Source organism: Ruminococcus sp. RTP21358st1_G6_RTP21358_211008 (assembly GCF_040908885.1).
GTDB classification, from domain to species: domain Bacteria; phylum Bacillota; class Clostridia; order Lachnospirales; family Lachnospiraceae; genus Blautia_A; species Blautia_A faecis.
Map to the genome: position 1 here is coordinate 1 of NZ_JBDGDM010000008.1, position 23,801 is coordinate 23,801.

Sequence of the window (23,801 nt, forward strand, 5' to 3'; positions counted from 1 at the left end):
GGAGAAGGATTCGAACCTTCGAAGGCATCGCCAGCAGATTTACAGTCTGTCCCCTTTGGCCACTCGGGAATCCATCCGTGAATGAATTTATTATATACAAAGAAGAAAGTTTTTGCAAGATATTTTTTCAGCTTTTTTGATGTTTTGCGCGCCAGAGCGTGTTTGAAAAAGCATTCCCGCAATCTGCCCGCCCCACTTTGCAGTATATTTTGCCTGAATTCAGTTGCCGTAGCCCGCTACGGCGCCTTCATCCGGACAAAATCTTCCACAAATTGTGACGCACATCTTGCAGAAAGCTTTTTTCAAATACGCTCCAGGTGAATGAAAAAAGAATCAATAACTCATTTTTTTTGCAAAGAGGTAGACGAATGGGGAAAAATCTGCTAAACTACAGACAATGGAAATAGTTAAGGTGTTTCCAAAGATAGGAGGAATTTTATCATGTATGAGTTAGTTAATGCAACAGAAATGCTGAAAAAAGCAAAAGCTGGACATTATGCAGTAGGTCAGTTCAATATCAACAACCTTGAGTGGACAAAGGCTATCCTGCTTACAGCACAGGAACTGAACTCCCCGGTTATTCTGGGCGTTTCCGAAGGCGCTGGTAAGTACATGGCTGGTTATAAGACCGTTGTTGGAATGGTTAAAGGTATGATGGAAGAGCAGAAGATCACTGTTCCGGTTGCACTTCACCTGGATCACGGTTCATATGAAGGATGCCTGAAATGTGTTGAGGCTGGATTCTCATCCATCATGTTCGACGGTTCTCATTACCCGATCGAAGAGAACGTTGCTAAGACTAAAGAACTGGTTAAGATCACAAGAGAGCATGGAATGTCCTTAGAGGCAGAGGTTGGCTCCATCGGTGGTGAGGAAGATGGCGTTATCGGTATGGGCGAGTGCGCAGATCCTAAGGAATGCAAGATGATCGCTGATCTTGGTATCGATTTCCTGGCAGCAGGTATTGGTAACATTCATGGTAAATATCCAGCTAACTGGAAGGGCTTAAGTTTTGAGACTCTGGATGCAATCCAGCAGCTTACAGGTGATATGCCGTTAGTACTTCACGGTGGTACAGGTATTCCTACAGACATGATCAAGAAAGCTATCGACCTTGGAGTTTCCAAGATCAATGTTAACACAGAGTGCCAGCTTTCTTTTGCAGAAGCTACACGTAAATACATCGAGGAAGGCAAAGATCAGCAGGGTAAAGGATATGACCCACGTAAGCTTCTTGCACCTGGCTTCGATGCAATCAAGGCTACTGTTAAAGAGAAAATGGAAATCTTCGGATCCGTTGGAAAAGCTTGAATATGATTTTTCTCCGCACATGCGGAAAGAGAAAGGGGACTGCGCAAGCAGTCCTCTTTTGCATATATGAGATGTTTCACAGACTGCTTTTTCCAATAGGTTCTGGCTTGTGACCCGAATTATTATTCAAAGTCTGGATCTGATAAAAATTGTAATGTTTTGTACAAGTTGCGACAAAATGTCCATATTCAAATATCACTCTCTAAAAAAATGAACATGTTTCTTGATTTTTTATCATGGTTTTTTAACAGAAAAATCAGTATTATATAAACATCTTAAGAAACGGTTCTCAAAGAAAAGGAGAGTAAAATTATGAAGATGAGAAAAATCGCAGCAATGGGACTTAGCGCAGTTATGGCAGCTTCTATGGTACCGGCATTACCGGTTATGGCTGATGATGCATCTGGAAAGGTTTACTACTTAAATTTCAAACCAGAGCAGGATGAAGCATGGCAGAATTTGGCAGCAAAATATACAGAAGAGACAGGTGTTCCGGTAACAGTTGTTACAGCAGCTTCCGGACAGTATGAGACCACACTTCAGTCTGAGATGGCTAAGAGTGATGCTCCTACACTTTTCCAGGTAAACGGACCTGTAGGACTTAAGAACTGGAAGGATTATTGCTATGATCTGTCCGGATCTGATATCTACTCACAGCTTACATCTGATGCTTACACTGTAAAAGACGGTGATGCAGTTGATGGTATTGCATACGTAATCGAGTCCTATGGACTGATCGTAAACAAAACCTTACTGGAAAAAGCAGGCTACACAGTAGATGACATCAAGAGCTTTGATGATCTGAAGAAGGTTGCTGATGACATCCAGGCAAGAAAAGATGAGCTTGGAGTGAAAGGTGCTTTCACAAGCGCTGGTATGGACGGATCCTCTGACTGGAGATTCAAAACACACCTTGCAAACCTTCCAATCTACTATGAGTATCAGGCAGATGGCATCGATGATACAGATGCAATCAAGGGAACATACCTTGATAACTATAAGAACGTATTTGATCTTTACATCACAGATTCTACCTGCGATGGAGCTGAGCTTTCCGCTAAGACAGCAGATGACTCCCGTAACGAGTTCATCAACGGAGATGCAGTATTCTATCAGAATGGTTCCTGGGAATATGGCGAATTGTCCAAAACATACAGCGATGACGAGCTGGCTATGATTCCGATTTACTTCGGTGTTGATGATGAGAACGAAGGCCTTGCAACCGGTACAGAGAACTTCTGGTGTGTAAACAAAGAAGCTTCTGAGGAAGATATCCAGGCAACACTTGATTTCATGAACTGGTGCGTAACTTCTGAGGATGGAACAAAGGCTATGTCAGAAGACATGGGCTTTACAATTCCTTTCAAAACAGCACAGGAGCCCACAAACGTATTTGTAAAACAGGATGCAGAGTATACAGCAGCTGGCCTTACACCTGTATCATGGAACTTCACAACAATGCCATCTGAAGAGTGGAAGAACGGTCTTGGTACAGCGCTTACATTATATGCAGCAGGAAGCGGTTCCTGGGATGATGTAGTTTCCGCATTCGTTGACAATTGGGCAACTGAGAAAGCTCTTTCCGAATAATCGTAACAGGTAATAAATTTCTTTCCAACAGCATATAATATGTCCAGAAGAAATTCAGGACATATTATAGAATGGTGAACAGGGTGGGGAGGCGAAATACAGCCTCCCCATTTTAATGGGAAAATGATGTAATGTTTTGGGGTGGTGGATAATCTTCCACAAAGGTGTCATAACAGGAAAAGGAGGAGTGAAAAATGGTAGGAAAATCTCTGAAAAAATGGTGGCCGGTATTTGTTCTGCCAACATTGGCTGCATTTATTATAGGTTTCTTATGGCCGTTTATCTGGGGTATTTATCTTTCATTTTGTAAATTTTCAACTGTAAAAGATGTAGTCTGGGTTGGACTTTCCAACTATCAGAAAATTTTTATCGGCGGTGACTTCAGTCATGCATTCTGGCTGACCGTTGTATTCGCATTTGTTTCCAGTATTCTGATTAATGTGTTGGCATTTTCCATTGCATTGGCTTTGACAAAAGGCTTCAAAGGAACAAACGTGTTCCGTACTGTATTCTTCATGCCGAACCTGATCGGTGGTATTGTACTTGGTTATATCTGGCAGACACTGTTAAACGGTCTGCTTTCCATGTGGGGACAGCCTCTTCTGAAGTTGTCTGCAACAAATGGTTTTATTGGAATGATCATCCTGTTGTTATGGCAGCAGATTGGATATATGATGATCATTTATGTGGCTGGTCTTAATAACGTATCTCCGGATCTGATTGAGGCTGCACAGATTGATGGCGCAACCGCATCACAGATCCTGTTTAAAATCAAGATTCCGATGATCATGCCATCTGTTACAATTTGTACATTCCTTACTCTTACAAACGGATTCAAGATGTTCGACCAGAACCTTTCCCTTACAGGCGGAGATCCTGGAAAACAGTCACAGTTACTGGCACTGAACATTTACGATACATTCTACGGACGAAGCGGCCCTGCATGGAAGGGTATCGGCCAGGCAAAAGCAGTTGTATTCTTTGTACTGGTTGTTGTGATCGCATTAATCCAGCTTCGTGCAACATCATCTAAGGAGGTGCAGGCATAATGGCAGATAAGAAAAAAAGTATTATCCCAACTATAATTCTTTCTATAATTTCAATTATCTGGATCTACCCGATTGTTATGATCCTGTTTAACTCCTTAAAAGTGGAGTCCGCAATTACTACATCTGGTGTTTTCCAGTTTCCTACATCTGAGACCTGGAACGGAATCCAGAACTTTATAGCCAGCGTCACACAGATGGATTTCCTGAAATCCTTCTGGTACAGCCTTGTGATCTCAGTTATGTCTGTTGTTTTGATTCTGCTTTGTTGCTCTATGTGCGCATGGTACATTGTACGTGTAAACGGCTTGCTTTCCAAGGTTCTGTATTACCTTTGCGTATTCAGTATGGTTGTTCCTTTCCAGATGGTTATGTTTACCCTGGCAAAAACAGCAGATACTTTGAAACTGAATAATCCATACACCATTTGCATTGTTTACCTTGGATTTGGTGCCGGACTTGCAGTATTTATGTTTACCGGTTTTGTAAAAGGAAGCCCGCTGGAAATTGAGGAAGCTGCCATGATTGATGGATGCAGTCCTCTGCAGGTTTTCTTTAAGATCTTGATTCCGATTTTGAAACCAACCATTATCTCTACTGCAATTCTGGAGCTGATGTGGGTATGGAACGATTATCTTCTTCCAACACTGGTTCTGGATATTAAGAAATATAAAACAATCCCAATGGCAATCCAGTATTTCCGTGGAAGCTATGGTCATGTACAGATGGGACCGATGATGGCAAGTATTATGATCGACATTATCCCGATTATTGTTGTATATCTGGTTTGCCAGAAATATATTATCGAGGGAGTTGTTGCAGGTGCAGTTAAGGGTTGATTTCTTTGGGTAAAAGAACGGTTTTTACCTGAGAAATTTGGAGATTATTCCCTTTTCAATATGATACCAGAATGTTAAAATAAAGATAGTTCTTTGCAGAGATGCGAGGGGCTATCTTTATCTTTATATAAGATTTCATGTGCGCCAGACAGAAAAAATGGGGCGAAGCAACAGGCGATATGAAATTTCTGGCTTTTCTGACAGACGGACATAAATGACAGTTGGAAGAGTTGTCCCGGTGTTAAATATAATAAAAGATCGGAGTACCAATATGTACAGAGTTTTGATAACAGACGATGAGAAAATTGAGCGGGAGGGAATTAAATTCCTTCTGGCACAGGAAGAGGGAGAATACGAGATCCATGAGGCTGCCAATGGCAGGCAGGCACTGAATGTATTGCGAAGTGAAGAGATTGATTTTCTTTTAACAGACATAAAAATGCCTCATATGGACGGTCTGGAGCTGGCTAGCAAGGTCAGAGAAGAGTATCCCAATCTTCCAATTGTAATTTTTAGTGGATACAGTGATTTCGCTTTTGCCCAGGAAGCTATGCGTTACGGAGTGAAGGATTACGTGCTGAAGCCGGTTGATCCGGATACATTTCATACAACTATCGGGAAAGTAAAAGCAGAGCTTCAAAGTATCCGGTCCAAGAAGCAGAAGGAAGAGAAAGGGAAGAATTTTCTTCTTCAGTATTTTCTTCAGACTTACCTGTATTCCGGAAATGAAGAAGTGTTGAAAAAAGCTGGGGAGATTTTAGATGAATCTAACTGGGAGCAGTGGCACTGTGCGATTCTTATCGAATCAGATAAGGCATTTTTTGATAATGTTCCAGATAATATTGATGAGGAACTGATGCAGGGATTGCACCGGAATTTCTTTTACCTGAATCTGAATACCAGACAGTCTGTGCTGTTTTTTTCTGATGTGTACTGCGATTATCAGCTGGTTGCCAAGCATTTATATGACATTTTGAAGCAGAATTACTCTGCAAGTTTTCACCTTGCAGTGAGCAGCCGGTTTGAAGGGCATGAGGCGCTGCCTGAAATTATGTCCCAGCTGGAGCAGACCATGGAGGAGAAATTTTATCATCCAGATGTGCATGTGTTTAATAATGAGGCCTCTGACAGCCAGCCGGTGAATGCGGAGACACAGGATTCCCGTCTGATGGAGAAGATTTCCGAAGACATTTCCCGCAAAGATGTGGAGCAGCTGAAGAAGCATTTTGAGTGTCTGGTGAAGAAATATGAGAATGATACCCGTTTCTCTGCCATGTATGTGAAATTTGTTTTTTCCAATGTGATCCAGGAGCTTTTTCAGGAAAATCAATTCTCTGAGGAGCGGAAGCTGGATCATGAGGTAGAGCGGCTGTACAGTTGTACCAATCTGAAGCAGATCCTTGCAATCACTCAGGAGAATATTAAGGAGTACGAGGAGTTTCTGGAGCGTTCCATGAGTGATTCCAGAGATGAAGTTGCTTCTGTGAAGAATTATATTTACCAGCACTATGCGGAGGATTTAAGTCTTGAGACATTGGCGGAGAAGGTGTATTTGTCTTCTGGCTATCTCAGCTTTATTTTTAAAAAAGAGACTGGTATGAACCTGAACCGCTTTATACGTGTGGTTCGGATGGAAAAGGCGAAGGAGCTTTTGTGTAATTCCAATATGAAGGTGGCACAGGTCAGTGAACAGGTAGGAATCCCCAATGTTTCTTATTTCTGCAGAAGTTTCAGGGAATATTATGGAAGCAGCCCGGAGTCCTATCGGAAAGGAACCGGTGAAGAGGATGAAAATACCGGCAGTCATAAAGAATAAATTTGAGAATATGAAATATCGTCATAAGCTGACTATTCTTCTTGTGACAGCCAGCCTGGTTCCCATGATCCTGCTTGTATTGTATAGTCATGACCGCATGAGCAGTCTGCTCCGGGAAAAAGAAATGGAGGATATGTCTTCCATTCTGGAACAGACCGGAGAGGGAATCGACAGCCAGATAGAAGTTTTTTCCAGTCTTCTGAATTATCTCACTTATTCCCCGGATATTGAGGATCTGATCACTGAGAAAAATATGGATAATTATCAAGCGTATATAAAATATACAGAAGTAGCAGATCCTCTTTTGTCTGTACCAAAGTCTTATCATGATGCCATTATACAGATCCAGTTGTTTGCAGAAAGCATTAAAGTGCGCCATGAGTATACACTTGTGCCTTTGTCAGAGGTGGATAAGGAGTGGTGGTATGACAAACTGGAAGAGGATGTGTCTGTGCAGTGGGTGGTGGACAGCCAGATACCGGAGATTGCAGCTGTAAGGCGGATTTATACTGGCAGAGAGCAGACAGCAGTTCTTTGCGTTACACTGGATTATAATAAGATTTTTCAGCCCTTTGAAAAGATTATTTCTGCAGAATCCGGGGGCATGATCCTGGATAAAGGGGGAAATGTTCTGTTTCAGAAGGAAATGCTGGGTGAAAAGGAAGAAAAGGATTCGGGAGAGGCTGTCTCCAGGGAGTTTCTGGAGTCCGGGCAGGGAGATTATGCTTTTGTAAACCGGAAGAACGCGGCTTGCGGATGGATTTTTTATCTGTATAAGCTGCAATCAGCAGTGGACAGCTCTGTGTCAGGAATCCTGGTCAGCGAGATTCCCCTGATTGCGGCCTGTGTAGCCATAATTCTGGTGTTGGGACTTTCTTTTTCCAGACTTTTTACCAGAAAGATCGAGGAGCTTACCGATAACATGAACCGGGTAAACCAGGGGAGCCGTGAGGTTACGGTGGACAGCAATGCTGGAGATGAAATTGGCCTTCTGGTGCGCAGCTTCCGAAGCATGATGGACGAGATCAATCGTCTGATCCATGAGGTTTATGAGAATAAGATTGCGTTGAAAGAGTTTGAACTGAAGGCACTGACTGCCCAGATCAATCCTCATTTTTTGTATAACTCCCTGTCTGTTATCAACTGGATGGCTATTCGAAGCAGTCAGAGGGAAATCAGTAAGGTTACTTTGTCCTTATCTATGTTCTACCGGACTGCTTTGAGTAAGGGGCAGGATATGGTAACTGTGGATAACTGTATTCAGAATATTAAGGCGTATCTGGATATCCAGCTGGTGATGCATGACAATGATTTTCAGGTGATCTGGGACATTGACCCGGAGGTGAAAGGAGATATTGTGCCTAAATTGCTGCTGCAGCCTGTTGTGGAGAATGCATTGGAGCATGGGCTGGACATGAAAGAAGAAGGAGAGAAGATTCTGAAACTGTTTTTTGTAAAGGACGGTGAGGATGTGCTTCTTGCTGTGGAGGATAATGGACCAGGAATGGAACAGGAAGAGGCAGATAAGCTGGTAACTTACAAGGCTTCCGGATATGGTCTTAAAAATGTCAATGACAGAATGCAGCTTCTTTATGGGATGGAGTACGGAATCAAGGTGTTTAGCCAGATTGATCAAGGCACCAGGGTAGAAATGAGAATTCCAAGAGAAAAAGCGGATGAGGAGGCTGTGGCAGCCGGAGAGTTTTCTACGAAAAAGTTTTTGCAGGAACCGGAAGAAGACACAGAGGACACAACAGGAAAGAAAGGTGGAAAAAGTGAAGAAAAAAAATAGAATTCTGGTATTGGGACTGACTTTTTCCATGTTGATTTCGTCTGGTTCATTGACAGGCTGTGATAGCGCAGCTGGAAATATGGGAAAAGAGACAACGGGTGTGGAATACGAAGAAGCAGATTATGGGCTTTCTGAGGAATCATGCAGTGATTCCGGAATTGATGCAGCTGACCCAGGCACTGTAGACAACGAGACGGAAAAGACAGCAGAAAACAGAACGGATGCAGAGAAAAGTACAGAAACAGAAGAATCCCAGACAGATAATTCTACAGATAGCGGATTGTGGAAAAAAGCTTCCACAACTCCGTATGGAAAGTACCCGGAGCTTGTGACTTATACTTTAGGACAGATGAGCGGTGCCAATAATTCCAATCTTCCAGCAGGAAATACCTACGAAGACAGCGCTTATACCAGATATCTGAAAGAGATTCTGAACGTGCAGAATGAAAATGCCTATATGGAGCGGGAGGATCGCTACGACGAGTATGTGAATGTGCTGGTAAATGATCACACTTTGCCGGATGTACTGGTGGTTTCAGACAGGGAGACTTTAAATGTTCTTGTGGAAAATGACATGGTGGAGGATCTGACTGAGGTTTATGCAAACTGTACCTCCCCGAGAATCAAGGCCATGTATAACAGCTATGGTCCCCAGCTTCTCGGTGCAGGAACCTTTGATGGCAGGCTGATGGCGCTGCCGGAAGCGGTGATCGACCATGGTCCCTGTCTTTTGTGGATGAGAAAGGACTGGATGGATCAGCTGGGTCTTGCAGAGCCAGAGACTCTGGAAGAGGCTATGGATATTATCCAGGTTTTTCAGGAAAACAGGATGGGAGCAGAGGAAGGGGAAGATCCTGTGGGACTTGTGTGTGATACCAATTTTGTGTCTACTACCAGTCAGAATTATTCGGTGGAACCTGTTTTTGAAAAATTTTATTCTTATCCAAGAAGATGGATCAAGGACAAAGACGGGGAAATTGTCTATGGTTCTTTGACAGAGGAGACCAGATCTGCCGTTGCTTATTTGCGTGAGCTATATGAAAGAGGAATACTGGATCAGAACTTTGCCCTGCGTGCTCAGAATAATCTCCGTGATCTGGTAGTGGAAGGTAAATGCGGTGCGTTTTTTGGACTTTGGTGGGCACCGAATAATCCGCTTATGGATGTGGCTGAGAATGATCCGGAAGCAGACTGGGAGCCTTATTACCTTACTGCTGAATATCAGGAAAAAGACAACGTTTATGCTTCTTTTCGGGACAACAAATATGTGGTTGTGAGAAAGGGCTACGAACATCCGGAAATTGTAATGAAAATTATCAGTGTTCTGTTTGATTACAGCCGGTTCGAAGATGAGGAAAATGCGGATGAGATCAACAGCTATTTTGCTTTGAATGTGGACCCTACAGCCAGACCGCTGGTTATTAATGTGGATTATAATGAGGCAATTTATAATGTTACGAAGGATATCAGGAGAGTAATGTCCGGCAAGCAGAAGGCAAGTAATTTAAGCGCACTGGAGAAGTCTTACTATGATGCCTGTATGAAGTATTTGAGCGGGAAAAATGTAACTGTAGAGGACTGGGCTGCGTACAAGTCCAGAATTTCAGCAGTGGGCGTGCTGGTTGACGGCCATTATAGTTCGGTGCGCAGAACATATCTGGTTGATTCGGATGGAGAGATTCCCAACATGCTTGCTTCCCTGGAGAAAAATGCCTTTATTCAGATGATCATGGGAGAGCAGCCCATGGATTACTTTGATACCTTTGTGGAAGAGTGGTATGACCAGGGGGGAAGGGAACTGACCGAGAAGATCAGAGAGGAGAATTCGTAATTTATGCGAGAAGAATTATTTAAGAATTGTACCTTATGCCCCCGGAAGTGTAATGTGAATCGTCTGGAGGGCAAAAGAGGATATTGTGGCATGGACAGTACTATAAGGGCTGCCCGTGCCGCTCTTCATATGTGGGAGGAACCTTGTATTTCAGGAAAAAAAGGATCAGGGGCTGTTTTTTTCTCTGGCTGCGGCTTGCGGTGCTGTTTCTGCCAGAACCGGGATATTGCCATTGGGGATTCCGGAAAAGAAATTTCAGTGGAGCGGCTTGCTGAAATTTTTCTGGAATTGCAGGAAAAAGGGGCGGCAAATCTGAATCTGGTCACTGGGGCGCATTATGTGCCGCATATTATTTCGGCGTTGGAGCTGGCCAGAGGAAAGGAAATGAATCTTCCAGTCGTGTACAATTCCAGTGGGTATGAGAGCGTGGAAACTATCCGGAGACTGGATGGTTATGTGGATGTATATCTGCCAGATATGAAATATATGGAGCCTGAATTGGCTGCTGCTTTTTCCAACGCAAGGGATTATCCGCAGGCGGCGCAGAGTGCAATTGCCGAAATGATGCGTCAGACCGGTCCCTGTCAGTTTGCGGAGGATGGATATATAAAACGCGGGACAATTGTTCGTCATCTGATTTTGCCAGGGCATACCAAAAATTCTATTGCAGTATTGAAATATCTGTACCGGACTTATGGGGAGGATATTTTTATCAGCGTAATGAACCAATATACGCCTGTCTGGAAGAATGAGAAATTTCCGGAACTGAATCGGAAAGTGACCAGACGAGAGTATGAAAAGGTGTTGGACGCTGCCATTGAGCTTGGAATCGAAAATGGCTATTTTCAGGAAGGGGAGACTGCGGAGGAAAGTTTTATACCGGCGTTTGATTATGAAGGGGTATGAAAGAAAAAGTATTATGCACGAATCCGATGATATAGTTCCAGAGGATATTTGTGGTGACTTTGAAGTTGAGTAAACGAACAATTGGTATGGGGAGAAAAAGCCTGCTGACTACTGTTTTGAAGCTGCCCAGCAATTGCCGGGCAGTATTAGAGCGTGTTTAAAAAAGGTTTTCTGTGAGATGTGTATTGCTGTTACGGTTATCTTTATGACCAGCAGCATATGCTATTTTGCTTCAGGTGCACAGCTTGCAGAGCAGGGATTGTCAAAGCCTGGATTGAAAGCGTAGAAGTTTTTGGCATCCAACTGTTCCTGGATGGAGCGAAGTGCTTCACCAAATCGCTGGAAATGTACCACTTCCCTTGCACGCAGGAAACGGATAGGATCAGCAACTTCCGGGATATTTCGTACTACACGGAGAATATTGTCATAAGTGGAGCGTGCTTTCTGTTCTGCTGCAAGGTCTTCAAATAGATCCGTGATTGGATCACCTTTACTCTGGAATTCGCAGGCATTAAATGGAACACCCCCTGCTGCCTGTGGCCACACGCCAACTGTGTGGTCAATATAATATGGTCCCAGCCCGGAATTCTCAATTTCTTCCATAGTGAGGTCACGGGTAAGCTGGTGAACCATGGTGGAAACCATCTCCAGATGTGCCAGTTCTTCAGTACCGATATCATTAAGCACAGCTGCAGAGGTTCGGTTCGGCATGGTAAAGCGCTGGGAGAGATAGCGCATAGAAGCACCGATTTCTCCATCCGGGCCACCATACTGGCTCATAATGAACTGAGCCAGCTTCGCATTTGGCGTTTTGATATTGATTGGATACTGTAATCTTTTTTCATAATTCCACATAAACTGTCACGCTCCTTCCTTTTCCCATGGAAATGGCTGCTGAGACCATTTCCATGCATTTTCACTGCTTACAGCTGCACTGTCGATGGTCAGAGGACCGTATTTCTCAGCATATTCGGCCATCAGCTGGTTGCGACGGTCAGAAATATCGGAAAAATAGCGCAATGCTTTTTGATCCTCAGGGTGAGTATCCAGATAAAGAAGCATGTCATTGACAGCGAAACTAACCTCATTGATCTGCTGTAAAAAAGAGCATCTTGGGGAAGGCTGCTTTCTCATCATCTTCGAATACCTCTCTTTCCACAGAATGGTTTACAAAGCTGTGGGAAAATAGTGCCCACAGACAAGGCATAGTCAAGATCATAGGCTGAAGTGAAATTCTGATATGGTACATAGGCCATTGCTGGTGTCAGGTGTTTCAGGTGCTCATACATATTATCTGTTTTTGATGAAACTGGTTTAGTGCAGGGGCAGTTTGGTGTTTGGGAAATTGGCGGATTGTATGAAGACTTCACAGGTATGAAATCACTGGAATTTTTATATGGTCTGGTACAGTCTGAGGACTCACAATTCATTTCGCTGCAAGAAGTCTCTCGCCGCATTTGCGACAGTGGAGCGGGAGAGAAATTCATCATCCCGCAGGTTCTATTATAAGGGCGGCAGCCCGAACGGTTCATCTGATAATTTTCCATAAACAGATCCTTTCCTTATTCCGTAAGGTCTTTCCCTTTATTCTATGTAAAAATATATAAATGTGTTTATATAAGAGAATGTAATAGTTACGTATACTGTTGGTGGTGCAGTGAAAAGAACGGATGGTATTTTTTATTATGGCTTTGGTTTTAAGAGATACACATGCACAAAATAAATCAGTGCGGGAATCAGAAATACAAGATTTACACCGCCTGCCAGGAATTCAGGAACGTTGCCTGCTCCTTGAAATGTAAATTCAAGGAAAAGGTACAGTGCTCCAGCTAAAGTACTTAACATCCAGTTCTCCCAGCCCAGCCAGCCAAGAAGCCCAGCCAGAATCAGGGAAAATTCCCGATAATACTGCAAATAAGTATCCGAAGAAAATGGAAAAACATTTCTTAGAAGATAACATCCAAATAGGATTCCAAGAATATTCATTGCTCTCATTATTTCAAAAATCAGACTTGTACTCTTTAACATAGAGCAGTTGTCCCATAGCTTTACATCTAATTTATTGGCTGCGCTGATAGCTGCCTTGGTGAAAGTGCCATTTGTCATAACGATGCAGCGGTCGCAGTCATAGTATTTGCCCCCGGCATAGACCTCTTGCACGGCTTTATTCCCAACTGGATAAGAATAATATTTGCATTGAACTGCATATTTTGAAAAATGTTTGTAGGCAATGATGTCAACACCCTGGTCACCACTTTTTTTGGTAACTTCTACATGGTGAAATCCCTTTCGGCGCAGCATCCGGGCGCATTTATATTCAAATTTGTGTCCATTCATCTGGTAAAATCCCTTATTTTGAGTTATTGTTTCGTTTTTTTATACAAAAACAGCAGAAATCGTTTCATGATTTTTTCAAAAGTCTTTCACACTTTTATCACATTTGTTTCGTATATTATTAACTGTAGAAAGCACCAAGTCTTTCTTAATTTAATATTTTTCTTTTTCATACGCGCCGGTGCGAAAGCACCGGCCTCCTTCCATTTCTGGGGAAAATATCCTGTTTATAAAGTTAATGGCGAAAGCCAAATTCGGGAAAATGAAATAAAAGTATATTTATAGAGATAAAGTCATTGTACTACATATGAAATAAAAAGTAAACACCTGTTCGAACAACACGTTGCTGTTCACTCCGTTCACAGTAACGCGCTTCGCGATGCACAGAAATCACGCATTCGCATGATTTCGCGCCGCACTTCCCGGGCTTTTTGTGAACAAAGTTCACAGTTAACTTCAAACACACTCTAAGATTTACTGTAAGAAAATGACTATTTCCAAAAGCATACAGTAGTGCTATAATAGCAGTGTTTAGAATGTTAGGGGCAGACTCATTTTTTGTCTGTGACCTGACATTTTCCTATTATTTATATATTTGGAGGAGTTATGCAAATTATAATTGTCGGGTGTGGAAAAGTTGGACGTACACTTGCAGAGCAGCTTCAGGAAGAGGATACTGATATAACTCTGATCGATATCAATCCGGACAGGATTAATGAGATTATAGATGAAGTAGATGCTATGGGCGTTGTTGGAAATGGAGCAAGTATCAATACTCTTATGGAAGCGGGAATTGAGAACGCAGACATTCTTATCGCGGTTACTGTATCAGATGAGATGAACCTTCTATGCTGTCTGATCGCCCAGAAGACTGGTCACTGCCACACAATTGCCCGTGTGCGTAATCCGATTTACAGTAAGGAGATCGGTTTTATCAAGGAGCGTCTGGGTGTAACCATGATCATCAACCCGGAACTGGCAGCAGCACAGGAAATTTCAAAACTTCTGCGTTTTCCATCCGCCATAAAGATTGATACTTTTGCCAGAGGCAAGGTAGAACTTCTGAAATTTAAAGTAATGCCTGAATTTGAACTGGATGGAAAGAGCATCCAGCAGATTACTGAGCACTTTCGCTGCGATATTCTTTTCTGTGCTATTGAGGGAAAAGATTATACTACCATTCCAGGTGGTACCAATGTGATCCGGAATGGAGATGTGATTTCTATTCTTGCTACCCCGCAGAATGCAGCAGCTTTCTTTAAAAAGATTGGCTTGAAGACCCATCAGGTAAAGAACACCGTGATCGTAGGTGGCGGAACAATTTCTTATTATCTTGCCCAGGCCCTGCTTGCCATGAAGATCAAAGTCAAGGTAATTGAGAAAGATAAGAACCGCTGTGAGTTCCTAAGCGAAGAACTTACAGATGCTACGATTATTAATGGTGACGGCACAGACCGTTCCCTTCTTCTGGAAGAGGGGTTGGAAAGTGCTGAGTCCTTTGTAACTTTGACCAATATGGACGAGGAGAATATTTTCCTTTCCCTTTTCGCAAAGACTATTTCGAATGCCAAGCTGGTTGCCAAGGTAAACAGACTTGCCTATGACGATATTATTGACAGTCTGGATATCGGAAGTGTTATTTACCCGAAATACATTACTGCAGATTATATTTTGCAGTATGTAAGAGCAACCCAGAATTCCATTGGAAGTAATGTGGAGACCTTGTATCACATTCTGGATGGAAAGGCAGAAGCTCTGGAATTTAAGATCTGTGATAATTCACCTATTGTAGGAAGGACATTGTCTGAACTGAATCTGAAGAAGAATCTTCTGGTTGGATGTCTTTACCGGGATGGCAGTGTCCGCATTCCTCGTGGACATGATGCCCTGGAGATTGGTGACAGAGTTGTAATTGTTACCACTAACAGAGGCCTTCGTGATATCAACGATATACTTGCAAAGTAAAGGAGTCCGGACATGAATTATTCCATGATATCTTATATTCTTGGCTGGATCTTCAATTTTGAAGCGGCATTTATGATTTTGCCAGGAATAACAGCAATCATTTACCGGGAAAAAAATGGTCTGGCATTTCTGATCACGATGCTGATCTGCCTGACAATCGGAATTCCGCTTACCAGGAGAAAAAGAAAAAGCAAAGTATTCCATGCCAAAGAGGGTGCTGTTACAGTTGCTCTCAGCTGGCTGGTACTCAGTATTGCAGGAGCCCTTCCTTTTATTATTTCAGGAAGTATTCCCCATCCTATAGATGCAATATTTGAGACTGTTTCCGGTTTTACCACGACTGGAGCCAGTATTTTGAGTGATGTGGAGGCTCTGTCTCACTGTATGCTGATCTGGAGAAGCTTTACCCACTGGATTGGCGGAATGGGAGTACTGGTATTTATTCTCTGCCTGCTGCCTCTTACCGGTGGATACCACATGAATCTGATGAAAGCAGAGAGCCCGGGACCGTCTGTCTGCAAATTGGTACCGAAGGTACAGTCCACAGCCAAGATTTTGTATACCATATACATTATTCTGACTATTGTGGAGATCATTTTCCTTCTCATTGGAAAAATGCCTCTGTTTGATACATTGTGCCTTAGTTTTGGTACCGCAGGTACTGGTGGTTTTGGTATCAAAAATGACAGTATTGCAAGCTACAGCACGTATAATCAGGTGGTGATTACGGTCTTTATGATTCTTTTTGGAATCAACTTTAATGCCTATTATCTGCTTCTGACCAAGAAAGTAATGCAGGCAGCCAAGAATGAAGAGGTACGTTACTATCTGGGGATTATTGGCTTGGCCATTGTAGCTATCGCTATTAATACAAGAGAAATGTTCACAAGCTTTGGAAGAGCTTTCCAGCAGGCTGCCTTCCAGGTGGGTTCCATCATTACTACTACTGGATATGCTACCACAGATTTCAATGTGTGGCCGGTATTTTCCAAGACCATTCTGGTTATCCTTATGTTTGTGGGAGCCTGTGCAGGAAGTACAGGCGGCGGTATCAAGGTATCCCGTCTTCTGATCCTGTGTAAATCTGCACGCAAGGAACTGCAGCTGTATCTGCACCCAAATGCAGTGAAGAAGATCAAGATGGATGATAAGGCGATTCCCCATGAGGTGGTGAGAGCTACAAATATGTTCCTGTTTGTGTATATTATGATTTTTGTTATTTCACTGTTGATCATAAGTCTGGACAATCTGGATATGGTTTCCAATTTCACTGCGATCGCAGCCACTTTGAATAATATAGGACCTGGTCTTGGAGCTGTGGGACCTACCGGGAACTTTGATACGTATTCTTATATTTCCAAGGCTGTTATGATCTTTGATATGCTGGCAGGAAGGCTTGAAGTATTCCCGCTGTTACTTTTGTTTAAGAGAGATACCTGGAGAAAGTTCTGAAAACTGACAAATAAAAAACTCCTCAAATTAACACGCTCTAAAGAATGTTAATTTGAGGAGTCTTTATTTGCGTAAGCAACGAGCAGGAGCCTGTTTGGTCTTACTTGTCCATAGTATATGGCTCATCTGCCGGATATCCTCCTGCCGCTTTCTGCATTCCACGCGGCAGTGCATCCTTGGAAGTACGCCAGTCCGCATCTTTATTGCGGTAATCAAACTTATCGCAGAACCAGTCCAGATCATCAGAAAGCCTTTGCATATTCTGCTCCATCATTGGGAAAAGGATAGCGTAAAAGGCTTTTTTCTCTTTATCAGATAAAGCACTTTCAGCTGTTTCAACAAGATCTCCGAAATGGGGAATGCAAAATCCCTTACAGGTTTCAAAAAGCGGGAGAAATTCCTGATTTTTTTTAAACAGTTCAAAAAAAGTATCCAGATATCTTGCATAGGTATCTTTATAAAAATTGCAGATATAGCAGGTATCTTCCTGTTCTTTTACCCATGTGCCAAGAGAAGTCTTCGGTGCCTCTGTATCTGTGTTCCTCTTCTTAAATCTGGAAAAAACGGAAGTCCTGGAAGGGGCGAAAATCCTGATCTGTTCATGAAGTTCTTTTGTTTTGTACTGAAAATGGGTTTTCAGAATCAGCCCTGTACCCAGACGGTTTCCGTAGTCATACATTTTCTTATAGTGGGTACGGCAAAAGCCCATTTTATCAGTTTCTGCCCGTACATCGTCTTCCATATAAGATGCGCCGGCACCTAAAACGAAATCCATGGCATGCTGTTCCAGCTGGCGCTCCACAAAACAGAAAGGGCATTCGTCCTCTGCTTTAAAAGCATCCATCAGGGGAATGGTATATAATTTTTCTTTCATCTGTAAGGTCTCCTTCAGGATTTTAATGTATAAGTCTATAATTTTTCAACATCTGCTCCATGGATAAATGCCTGCAAAATACAGTCTATCGTCCGATGAAGATAAGGACGGTATTCAGCAAGACAGACTGGCTGGGAGTGAAGAATACAGCTGTAACTTGTGGAACTTACCAGTTCAATAATGGTAAAAAGAAGCAGCTCTGGGGAATCATACTGTACATCAGATTGATCCAGAAGATTGAGATATTCCTGGAAAAATGGAAAATCATCGTCATCTGCCTGTTCCTGAAACGCATCCTTAAAAACTCCCCAGGACAGATTCTTGGAAATAAAGCCAAGCAGACTACTCTCAGTTTCCAGCCTGTCCAGAATATTATCTACAATAAAATGAAGCTGTGCAGTGAAACCGGTAATGTGGGAGGCTTCCAGAGCGTCATGCGCCTCGGAAAAAAGTTCGCCGGCTTTGTGAGAGATCAGCTTATTTCGAATATCATATTTATCTTTAAAATAGAGGTAAAAAGTTCCTTTTGCAACACCTGCATTTTCCACAATATCGGAAATGGTTGTCTTGGCAAGCCCCTTAGTGGTAAAGAGTTCAAAGGCAGTGTTGTACAGAGCACTTTTCTTCCTTTTTTTATTTAACTCCAGTTTTCCCATGCCAGTTCCTCCTAAGCTTATGTCTGTCAGACATTCTATAAATAAAAGTTTACTGTCTCTTCCAGCAGCAATAAAAGCCGGTTGTTACAATTATAGCTTCACTATCTGAACTTTTCTTGATAATTATGGTGGTTTATTTCTATTTTAAACAAAAATGACCAAAAGTCAATATCAAAACAGGAAAAGATTTGGGTAAAAAGCAGATATTGACTACTGGTCAGTTTTGTTGTATAACTTTCATAGGCTAAGAGATGACTAACTGATGTCGGGAAAACAGATACGCTGCAGGACAGCGAGAGGAGTTTGCAGACGTCAGATATTTAAGTAAGAATTAAGGAGTTGGCTAACATGAACCGAAATAAAAAGATTCTGAATGTTACAATGGCTGCCGGAATGGCTGCCGTCCTTGGAACTACACCGGTAATTGCTGCAGCACAGGAAGCAGACAATGGAGTATCCAAGGAAGAAACCGTATATGTAAACGCTACTGCAGAAGGTGAAATAAAAGACATCACCGTATCTGACTGGCTGAAGAATTCCGGATCAGCAGAGGGAGATATATCCGATGTATCTGACCTGGAAGGAATCAAGAATGTAAAAGGTGATGAAACCTTTACCCAGGATGGCGACAAGGTTACCTGGAATACAGACAGCAGTGATATTTACTATCAGGGAACTTCCAACAAGGAACTTCCGGTAGATATGAAGATCAAATATTATCTGGATGACCAGGAAATTACTCCAGAGGAGCTTGCTGGCAAGAGTGGACATCTTCGTATGGAAGTTTCTTATACAAACAAATCCAAAAAGACAGTAAAAGTTGATAAAAAAGACGTAGAAGTTTATTCTCCGTTTGTTATGGTAACCGGAATGATCCTTTCTTCCGATAATTTTTCCAATGTTACCATTGATAATGGAAAGGTGATTTCCGATGGCGACAAGGAAATGGTTGTAGGAGTTGCAGTTCCAGGTTTAAAGGACAGCCTGGATTTAAGCGGTGACCTTTCCGATAAGATTGATATTCCGGAAGGATTCACAATGGAGGCTGATGTTACAGACTGTACTATGGGAAATACTTTCACTATGGCGGTTACAGACTTGCTCAGCAGTCTGAATCTTGAGGATTCCGATGATTTGGATGAACTTCAGGATTCTCTGGATGAACTGGATGATGCAGCAGTGAAGCTGGTAGATGGATCTAAGGATCTTTTTGATGGAACTAAGAAGCTTTATGATGGAACGAAAGATCTTTATGATGGAACCGAAAATCTGAAAGACGGAACCAGCCAGCTTTATGATGGAGCCAAGGACCTGGATGACGGAGCCAAGACTCTGAAAGATGGAACCAGCCAGCTTTATGATGGAAGTAAAGATCTGGATGACGGAGCCAGTCAGCTTTACGACGGAGCCAAGACTCTTAATACAGGAGCCGGTCAGCTTTATGATGGAACTACTTCCTTATACAGTGGAACAAAGACTCTGTACGATGGAACCAGAACGCTTTATGGCGGAGCCAATACACTGGCTTCCAGCTACAATGAATTTGATGCTGGTGTGGCAAGTGCCAAGACTGGTGCTTACCAGTTAAACAGCGGTGCAAAAACACTGCAGAGCGGTATTTCCCAGTATACTGCAGGGGTGGATTCACTGGCTTCTGGTGTGAACAGCTACACAGAAGGTGTTGACACTGTAAACAGCAACATGGCAGAGTATAATAAAGGAATGAAATCCCTGACAGATGGTGTGAACAAATATGTGGCTGGTGGAAATCAGCTGGCAGACGGTGTAACCGCTTATGTAAATGGTGCAACTCAGCTGACTGACGGAGTAAGCACTTATGTAAGCGGTGCAAGTGCCCTGGCACAGGGAACCAAGGACTATGTAAGTGGAACATCTGCACTGGTTGAAGGGGTAGGACAGCTGGCACCTGGAATCCAGCAGGCTTCAGAAGGAATCAGCGCTGCTTCTGCAAAACTTACAGAAATTGCCAAGAATGTAGCAGCTGCAAAGCCGGAAACAATGGTGAAGAGCCTGAATCAGTATGCAGATGGAGCTGATTCCCTGGCTGACGGTGTAACGGAATACGTTGGAAAAGTAGGTGAGGCTGCTTCTGGAGCAGCAAGTGTTGCAGAGGGTGCAAAGAGCCTGACTGATGGTACAGCGGCTTTTGTTTCCGGTGCAACTCAGGTAAAAGACGGAATTGGAAAATTAAAAGAAGGAACAAGCTATTCAATCAGTCAGATCGGCGACAGTGCCTCTAAGACAATGAAGGATTCAGCAGCAAGTATCCGTGAGGCAGCTGCCCAGATTGAGACTACGGTTACTGCACAGTCCGCAGGGGTATCTACAGATGCTGCAGCTGGTGCAATCAGTGCAACCCAGAGCTCTATGAGCAGTGCAATCGCAACTTTGCAGGGAGCACTTGGAACAGAGGGACTTGACGAAGGAACTGCAGCAGCTATTAATTCTGCAATCGAGCAGTTAAATGCAGGTCTTGGAAATGCTTCTGCCGCCCAGGGTGAGCTAGGTAACATTCAGGCACAGTCACAGGTAGCTGTCCAGGCTGAGACAAACGGAAGCAGTGTTCAGGAATCCTTAAATGCCATTGCGTCCACCCTGGAAGGTGCAGCGGGCAGTATTTCAGAAGCAGCATCAGCGAGCTCCTCAACTTTAGCTGGTGAAGCAGATAAACTGATTGCAGGTGCAGCTGCTGTTGAATCAGGAGCCCAGACCGCAAATGCAGGAGCCGCACAGCTGAGCACAGGTGCTGATTCTCTGAATAGTGGAATGGCACAGCTGAAGGAAGCAGGTGAAGGTCAGTTATCTACAGGAGCATCAAATCTGAAAGCAGCCGGAACGCAGGTAAGAGAGAGTCTGACAGCAGTAAGCAGTCTGATTGCAGGACTTGGAGATCTTTCTTCCATGACAGATTCTGTGAATCAGTTAGCGGAAGGTGCTAAACAGATTTCAGAAGGAAATGAGAAGCTTCAGGCTGGCTATAAACAGTTACAGGATACCAAGGCTGCTGAGACACTTACAAGCGGAGCAGATCAGATCCTTAACAGTGAGAAGACTATTACAGATGGAATCAATACCCTTCAGGGCAAGGATAATGCCAATGCAACAGCACTTCTCAGTGGCGCAAGTACATTAAAGAGTGCAAAGGAGAGCCTTGATGCAGGTATCAGTTCAATCAGCAAAGCAACCGGCAAGCTGGTAACTGGTGTTGGTCAGATTGCAGCAAACAGTGTGGCACTAAGAAGTGGAGCTTCTCAGCTGACAGCAAGCAGTGATACCCTGAACAGTGGAGCATCCCAGCTGACAGCAGGAACCAAGAGCCTTGTAAGCGGAGCAGGTACATTAGCAGCAGCCAGTGGACAGGTAAAATCCGGTATTGCACAGCTAAAGAACGGTGCTGCAGATCTGAGAAGCGGAGCTTCCCAGTTAAGAAGCGGTGCAAACAGTGTTAATAATGGAACTCGTGAATTGAAGAGTGGTACATCTTCTTTAGTAAGCGGAACAAAAGATCTGAAAGACGGAACCAAGACTTTGAAAGATGGAGCTAAGGAGCTGAATGACGGAGCTAAGACTCTGAAAGACGGAACAAGCAGTCTGAAAGACGGAGCTAAGACCCTGGATGATGGAGCAAAAGACCTGAAGGATGGGGCAAAAGATCTGAAAGACGGAGCTAAGGATCTGAAGGATGGAGCAAAAGATCTGAAGGATGGTGAGAAAGAGTTCTACGATGAGGGTATCAAGAAACTGAAAGATACTATGGAAGATGATTTCCAGAGTGTTCTGGATCGCCTGGAAGCACTCCAGTCTGATGATGCTGCTTATACATCCTTCACAGGAAAAGATGCTTCCATGAGTGGCAACGTGAAGTTCATTATTGAAACAGAAGGCTTCGATGATGGCAGTGAAGACTGATCTTAAGCAGGTCAGATATAAATTTCTATAAGGAAACAGAGAAGGGCAGGAGAGTATCCTGCTCTTTTCTATTACGGGATAAACCCTGCAGCCGTTACCGTTCACGGAGTAACAGCACCTTTGGGTTGCACCTGCAAAAAGAGTCTGCTATAATGAAAAACAATTAAGGAAATAAAAGAGTTTATATAAAAATGAACAGAAAAAGGTGATAAAGTGGATATTGCGAAAAAGAAAAAAGCAAGTATCCGGTCAGGAAAGAAAAAGGCAGGTCCTGGCTATAAGTCCAAGATCAAAATGAAAAAGGCGAAATCAGATTACTATGATTTTAATCTGGTCGCAGTAATCATATTGATCATGTGCTTTGGTCTGATCATGCTTTACAGTACAAGCTCTTACATGGCTCAGATTAATGAAGGGGACGATATGTTCTATTTCAAAAAACAGGCAATGTACAGTATCGGCTGTCTTGTGCTGGCAATTATAGTGTCCTATTTTGATTATCATATTCTGGCGAAATTTCCGTTTTTGATCTATGGAGCAGCCGCTGTTCTCATGGTGCTGGTAAAGACTCCCCTGGGAGTCACCTCTCATGGAGCGAGAAGATGGCTGAAGCTTGGGGTACAGTTTCAGCCGGCAGAGATTGCAAAGATTGCAGTGATCATCACATTGTCCTATCTGATCGTCAAAATGGGAAAGAGAGTGGAAACCCTGAAAGCTACTATGGTACTTCTGGGAATGGGCGGCATTCAGGCCCTGTTTGCATATGTGTTTACGGATAACCTGAGTACTGCGATGATTATTTTGGGGATTACCGTAGGTCTGGTGTTTATTGCACATCCAAAAACAAAACCATTTGTTATCCTTGCTGTTGTTGCGGTTATTCTGGTGGCAATCCTGGTATACAGTCTTTCCCATATGGATCAGAGCTCTAACTTCCGTTTACGTCGTATTCAGGTATGGCTTCATCCAGAGGATTATGCAAGCGGAGATGGCTATCAGACCCTGCAGGCTTTGTATGCAATTGGTTCAGGAGGTTTCTTTGGCAGAGGACTTGGAAACAGTATTCAGAAGCTTGGAAGTGTGCCTGAGGCACAGAATGACATGATATTTTCCATTATTTGTGAAGAACTGGGGATTTTTGGCGCGATCATGGTTTTGGCGTTGTTTGGTTATCTGCTGTACAGATTATTTTTTATTGCACAGAATGCACCGGATATGTTTGGCTCCCTGCTTGTGAGCGGTGTTTTTGTACATATCGCTTTGCAGGTTATTATGAACGTGGCCGTTGTGCTGAATATCATGCCAAACACAGGTGTCACATTGCCATTTATCAGCTATGGAGGTACCTCCATTTTGTTCCTGATGGCAGAGATGGGACTGGCCTTAAGTGTGGCCAGACAGATTAAATTCCAGGAGCCGGAATTTATCCTATAATTCTCTTGACAAATGAGCCAGCAGA

At 43.1% G+C, this 23,801-nt stretch carries 18 protein-coding genes and 2 pseudogenes; 13 read left to right on the top strand and 7 right to left on the bottom strand.

The genetic code is table 11. From position 1 onward, the window contains the following. Window positions 1–90: 90 nt before the first annotated feature. Window positions 91–246, bottom strand: a pseudogene (locus AB5Z12_RS04450) (DUF6783 domain-containing protein); the annotation flags it as partial. Here AB5Z12_RS04450 and AB5Z12_RS04455 point away from each other — a divergent pair. The 9 genes and pseudogenes from AB5Z12_RS04455 to AB5Z12_RS04495 form a co-directional block, all read left to right on the top strand. Next, window positions 223–321 (top strand): annotated as a pseudogene (locus tag AB5Z12_RS04455) (DUF6783 domain-containing protein); the annotation flags it as partial. The pseudogenes AB5Z12_RS04450 and AB5Z12_RS04455 overlap by 24 nt on opposite strands. 120 nt (window positions 322–441) lie before the next feature. Continuing rightward, the gene (fba, locus tag AB5Z12_RS04460) at window positions 442–1,311 is read left to right on the top strand and encodes a class II fructose-1,6-bisphosphate aldolase (protein WP_118581582.1); all 870 of its coding nucleotides are present in this window, start codon (window positions 442–444) and stop codon (window positions 1,309–1,311) included. Window positions 1,312–1,623: 312 nt separating this feature from the next. After that, window positions 1,624–2,901, top strand: a complete 1,278-nt coding sequence (locus AB5Z12_RS04465; RefSeq protein WP_173719381.1) for an ABC transporter substrate-binding protein — start codon at window positions 1,624–1,626, stop codon at window positions 2,899–2,901. 194 nt (window positions 2,902–3,095) lie between these two features. Then, on the top strand, window positions 3,096–3,950 hold the full coding sequence (locus tag AB5Z12_RS04470) for a carbohydrate ABC transporter permease (protein ID WP_148463677.1): 855 nt from the start codon (window positions 3,096–3,098) through the stop codon (window positions 3,948–3,950). Further along, window positions 3,950–4,786 carry a carbohydrate ABC transporter permease gene (locus AB5Z12_RS04475; protein ID WP_118581591.1) on the top strand — a complete coding sequence of 279 codons (837 nt, stop codon included), beginning with the start codon at window positions 3,950–3,952 and terminating at the stop codon, window positions 4,784–4,786. Before AB5Z12_RS04470 ends, AB5Z12_RS04475 begins: the two co-directional genes overlap by 1 nt. A gap of 271 nt (window positions 4,787–5,057) precedes the next feature. Then, window positions 5,058–6,602 (top strand): response regulator, encoded by a 1,545-nt coding sequence (locus tag AB5Z12_RS04480; RefSeq protein WP_118581742.1) that lies wholly within the window; start codon window positions 5,058–5,060, stop codon window positions 6,600–6,602. Continuing rightward, complete coding sequence (locus AB5Z12_RS04485; RefSeq protein WP_368368573.1) at window positions 6,529–8,394, top strand: sensor histidine kinase; 1,866 nt, start codon at window positions 6,529–6,531, stop codon at window positions 8,392–8,394. Before AB5Z12_RS04480 ends, AB5Z12_RS04485 begins: the two co-directional genes overlap by 74 nt. After that, window positions 8,378–10,225, top strand: coding sequence for a sugar ABC transporter substrate-binding protein (locus tag AB5Z12_RS04490; protein ID WP_368357270.1), 1,848 nt, complete (start codon window positions 8,378–8,380; stop codon window positions 10,223–10,225). The genes AB5Z12_RS04485 and AB5Z12_RS04490 overlap by 17 nt, the downstream gene beginning before the upstream one ends. Before the next feature lie 3 nt (window positions 10,226–10,228). After that, entirely contained in the window at window positions 10,229–11,131 is a 903-nt protein-coding gene (locus AB5Z12_RS04495; RefSeq protein WP_195478292.1) for a radical SAM protein, read from the top strand. A 222-nt stretch (window positions 11,132–11,353) separates the two neighbouring features. On the opposite strand, the gene AB5Z12_RS04500 is transcribed toward AB5Z12_RS04495, so the two are convergent. From AB5Z12_RS04500 to AB5Z12_RS04515, 4 genes are all read right to left on the bottom strand, one after another. Beyond that, window positions 11,354–11,986: a manganese catalase family protein gene (locus AB5Z12_RS04500; protein ID WP_173719384.1), complete on the bottom strand. Its 633-nt coding sequence runs from the start codon at window positions 11,984–11,986 to the stop codon at window positions 11,354–11,356. A 6-nt stretch (window positions 11,987–11,992) separates the two neighbouring features. After that, window positions 11,993–12,268, bottom strand: a complete 276-nt coding sequence (locus tag AB5Z12_RS04505; RefSeq protein ID WP_118581087.1) for a spore coat protein CotJB — start codon at window positions 12,266–12,268, stop codon at window positions 11,993–11,995. After that, window positions 12,265–12,678: a spore coat associated protein CotJA gene (locus AB5Z12_RS04510; RefSeq protein ID WP_368357271.1), complete on the bottom strand. Its 414-nt coding sequence runs from the start codon at window positions 12,676–12,678 to the stop codon at window positions 12,265–12,267. The genes AB5Z12_RS04505 and AB5Z12_RS04510 overlap by 4 nt, the downstream gene beginning before the upstream one ends. 136 nt (window positions 12,679–12,814) lie before the next feature. Next, window positions 12,815–13,468, bottom strand: a complete 654-nt coding sequence (locus AB5Z12_RS04515) for a restriction endonuclease (RefSeq protein ID WP_118581084.1) — start codon at window positions 13,466–13,468, stop codon at window positions 12,815–12,817. Window positions 13,469–14,071: 603 nt separating this feature from the next. Here AB5Z12_RS04515 and trkA point away from each other — a divergent pair. Next, window positions 14,072–15,430 carry a Trk system potassium transporter TrkA gene (gene trkA, locus AB5Z12_RS04520; RefSeq protein WP_118581079.1) on the top strand — a complete coding sequence of 453 codons (1,359 nt, stop codon included), beginning with the start codon at window positions 14,072–14,074 and terminating at the stop codon, window positions 15,428–15,430. A 12-nt stretch (window positions 15,431–15,442) separates the two neighbouring features. Then, a complete protein-coding gene (locus tag AB5Z12_RS04525) occupies window positions 15,443–16,882 on the top strand; it encodes a TrkH family potassium uptake protein (RefSeq protein ID WP_368357272.1) in 1,440 nt (479 codons plus the stop codon). Window positions 16,883–16,982: 100 nt separating this feature from the next. On the opposite strand, the gene AB5Z12_RS04530 is transcribed toward AB5Z12_RS04525, so the two are convergent. Both AB5Z12_RS04530 and AB5Z12_RS04535 read right to left on the bottom strand, forming a co-directional pair. After that, the gene (locus AB5Z12_RS04530) at window positions 16,983–17,756 is read right to left on the bottom strand and encodes a DUF6062 family protein (protein WP_227200037.1); all 774 of its coding nucleotides are present in this window, start codon (window positions 17,754–17,756) and stop codon (window positions 16,983–16,985) included. A 35-nt stretch (window positions 17,757–17,791) separates the two neighbouring features. Next, the gene (locus tag AB5Z12_RS04535; protein WP_173718378.1) at window positions 17,792–18,412 is read right to left on the bottom strand and encodes a TetR/AcrR family transcriptional regulator; all 621 of its coding nucleotides are present in this window, start codon (window positions 18,410–18,412) and stop codon (window positions 17,792–17,794) included. Window positions 18,413–18,760: 348 nt separating this feature from the next. Between AB5Z12_RS04535 and AB5Z12_RS04540 the strand changes: the two genes are divergently transcribed. Both AB5Z12_RS04540 and AB5Z12_RS04545 read left to right on the top strand, forming a co-directional pair. Beyond that, on the top strand, window positions 18,761–22,342 hold the full coding sequence (locus AB5Z12_RS04540) for a hypothetical protein (protein ID WP_368357273.1): 3,582 nt from the start codon (window positions 18,761–18,763) through the stop codon (window positions 22,340–22,342). Window positions 22,343–22,555: 213 nt separating this feature from the next. Next, window positions 22,556–23,776, top strand: a complete 1,221-nt coding sequence (locus tag AB5Z12_RS04545) for an FtsW/RodA/SpoVE family cell cycle protein (RefSeq protein WP_368357274.1) — start codon at window positions 22,556–22,558, stop codon at window positions 23,774–23,776. Window positions 23,777–23,801: the final 25 nt, after the last annotated feature.

Bases quoted from the DNA above. Each gene is read 5' to 3' on its own strand.
- AB5Z12_RS04500 (WP_173719384.1), bottom strand. From the start codon at position 11,986: ATGTGGAATTATGAAAAAAGATTACAGTATCCAATCAATATCAAAACG.
- AB5Z12_RS04530 (WP_227200037.1), bottom strand. From the start codon at position 17,756: ATGAAAGAAAAATTATATACCATTCCCCTGATGGATGCTTTTAAAGCA.
- AB5Z12_RS04475 (WP_118581591.1), top strand. From the start codon at position 3,950: ATGGCAGATAAGAAAAAAAGTATTATCCCAACTATAATTCTTTCTATA.
- fba (WP_118581582.1), top strand. From the start codon at position 442: ATGTATGAGTTAGTTAATGCAACAGAAATGCTGAAAAAAGCAAAAGCT.
- AB5Z12_RS04525 (WP_368357272.1), top strand. From the start codon at position 15,443: ATGAATTATTCCATGATATCTTATATTCTTGGCTGGATCTTCAATTTT.
- AB5Z12_RS04540 (WP_368357273.1), top strand. From the start codon at position 18,761: ATGAACCGAAATAAAAAGATTCTGAATGTTACAATGGCTGCCGGAATG.
- AB5Z12_RS04480 (WP_118581742.1), top strand. From the start codon at position 5,058: ATGTACAGAGTTTTGATAACAGACGATGAGAAAATTGAGCGGGAGGGA.
- AB5Z12_RS04465 (WP_173719381.1), top strand. From the start codon at position 1,624: ATGAAGATGAGAAAAATCGCAGCAATGGGACTTAGCGCAGTTATGGCA.
- AB5Z12_RS04505 (WP_118581087.1), bottom strand. From the start codon at position 12,268: ATGATGAGAAAGCAGCCTTCCCCAAGATGCTCTTTTTTACAGCAGATC.
- AB5Z12_RS04535 (WP_173718378.1), bottom strand. From the start codon at position 18,412: ATGGGAAAACTGGAGTTAAATAAAAAAAGGAAGAAAAGTGCTCTGTAC.
- AB5Z12_RS04470 (WP_148463677.1), top strand. From the start codon at position 3,096: ATGGTAGGAAAATCTCTGAAAAAATGGTGGCCGGTATTTGTTCTGCCA.
- AB5Z12_RS04515 (WP_118581084.1), bottom strand. From the start codon at position 13,468: ATGAATGGACACAAATTTGAATATAAATGCGCCCGGATGCTGCGCCGA.
- AB5Z12_RS04495 (WP_195478292.1), top strand. From the start codon at position 10,229: ATGCGAGAAGAATTATTTAAGAATTGTACCTTATGCCCCCGGAAGTGT.
- trkA (WP_118581079.1), top strand. From the start codon at position 14,072: ATGCAAATTATAATTGTCGGGTGTGGAAAAGTTGGACGTACACTTGCA.
- AB5Z12_RS04485 (WP_368368573.1), top strand. From the start codon at position 6,529: ATGGAAGCAGCCCGGAGTCCTATCGGAAAGGAACCGGTGAAGAGGATG.
- AB5Z12_RS04510 (WP_368357271.1), bottom strand. From the start codon at position 12,678: ATGGAAAATTATCAGATGAACCGTTCGGGCTGCCGCCCTTATAATAGA.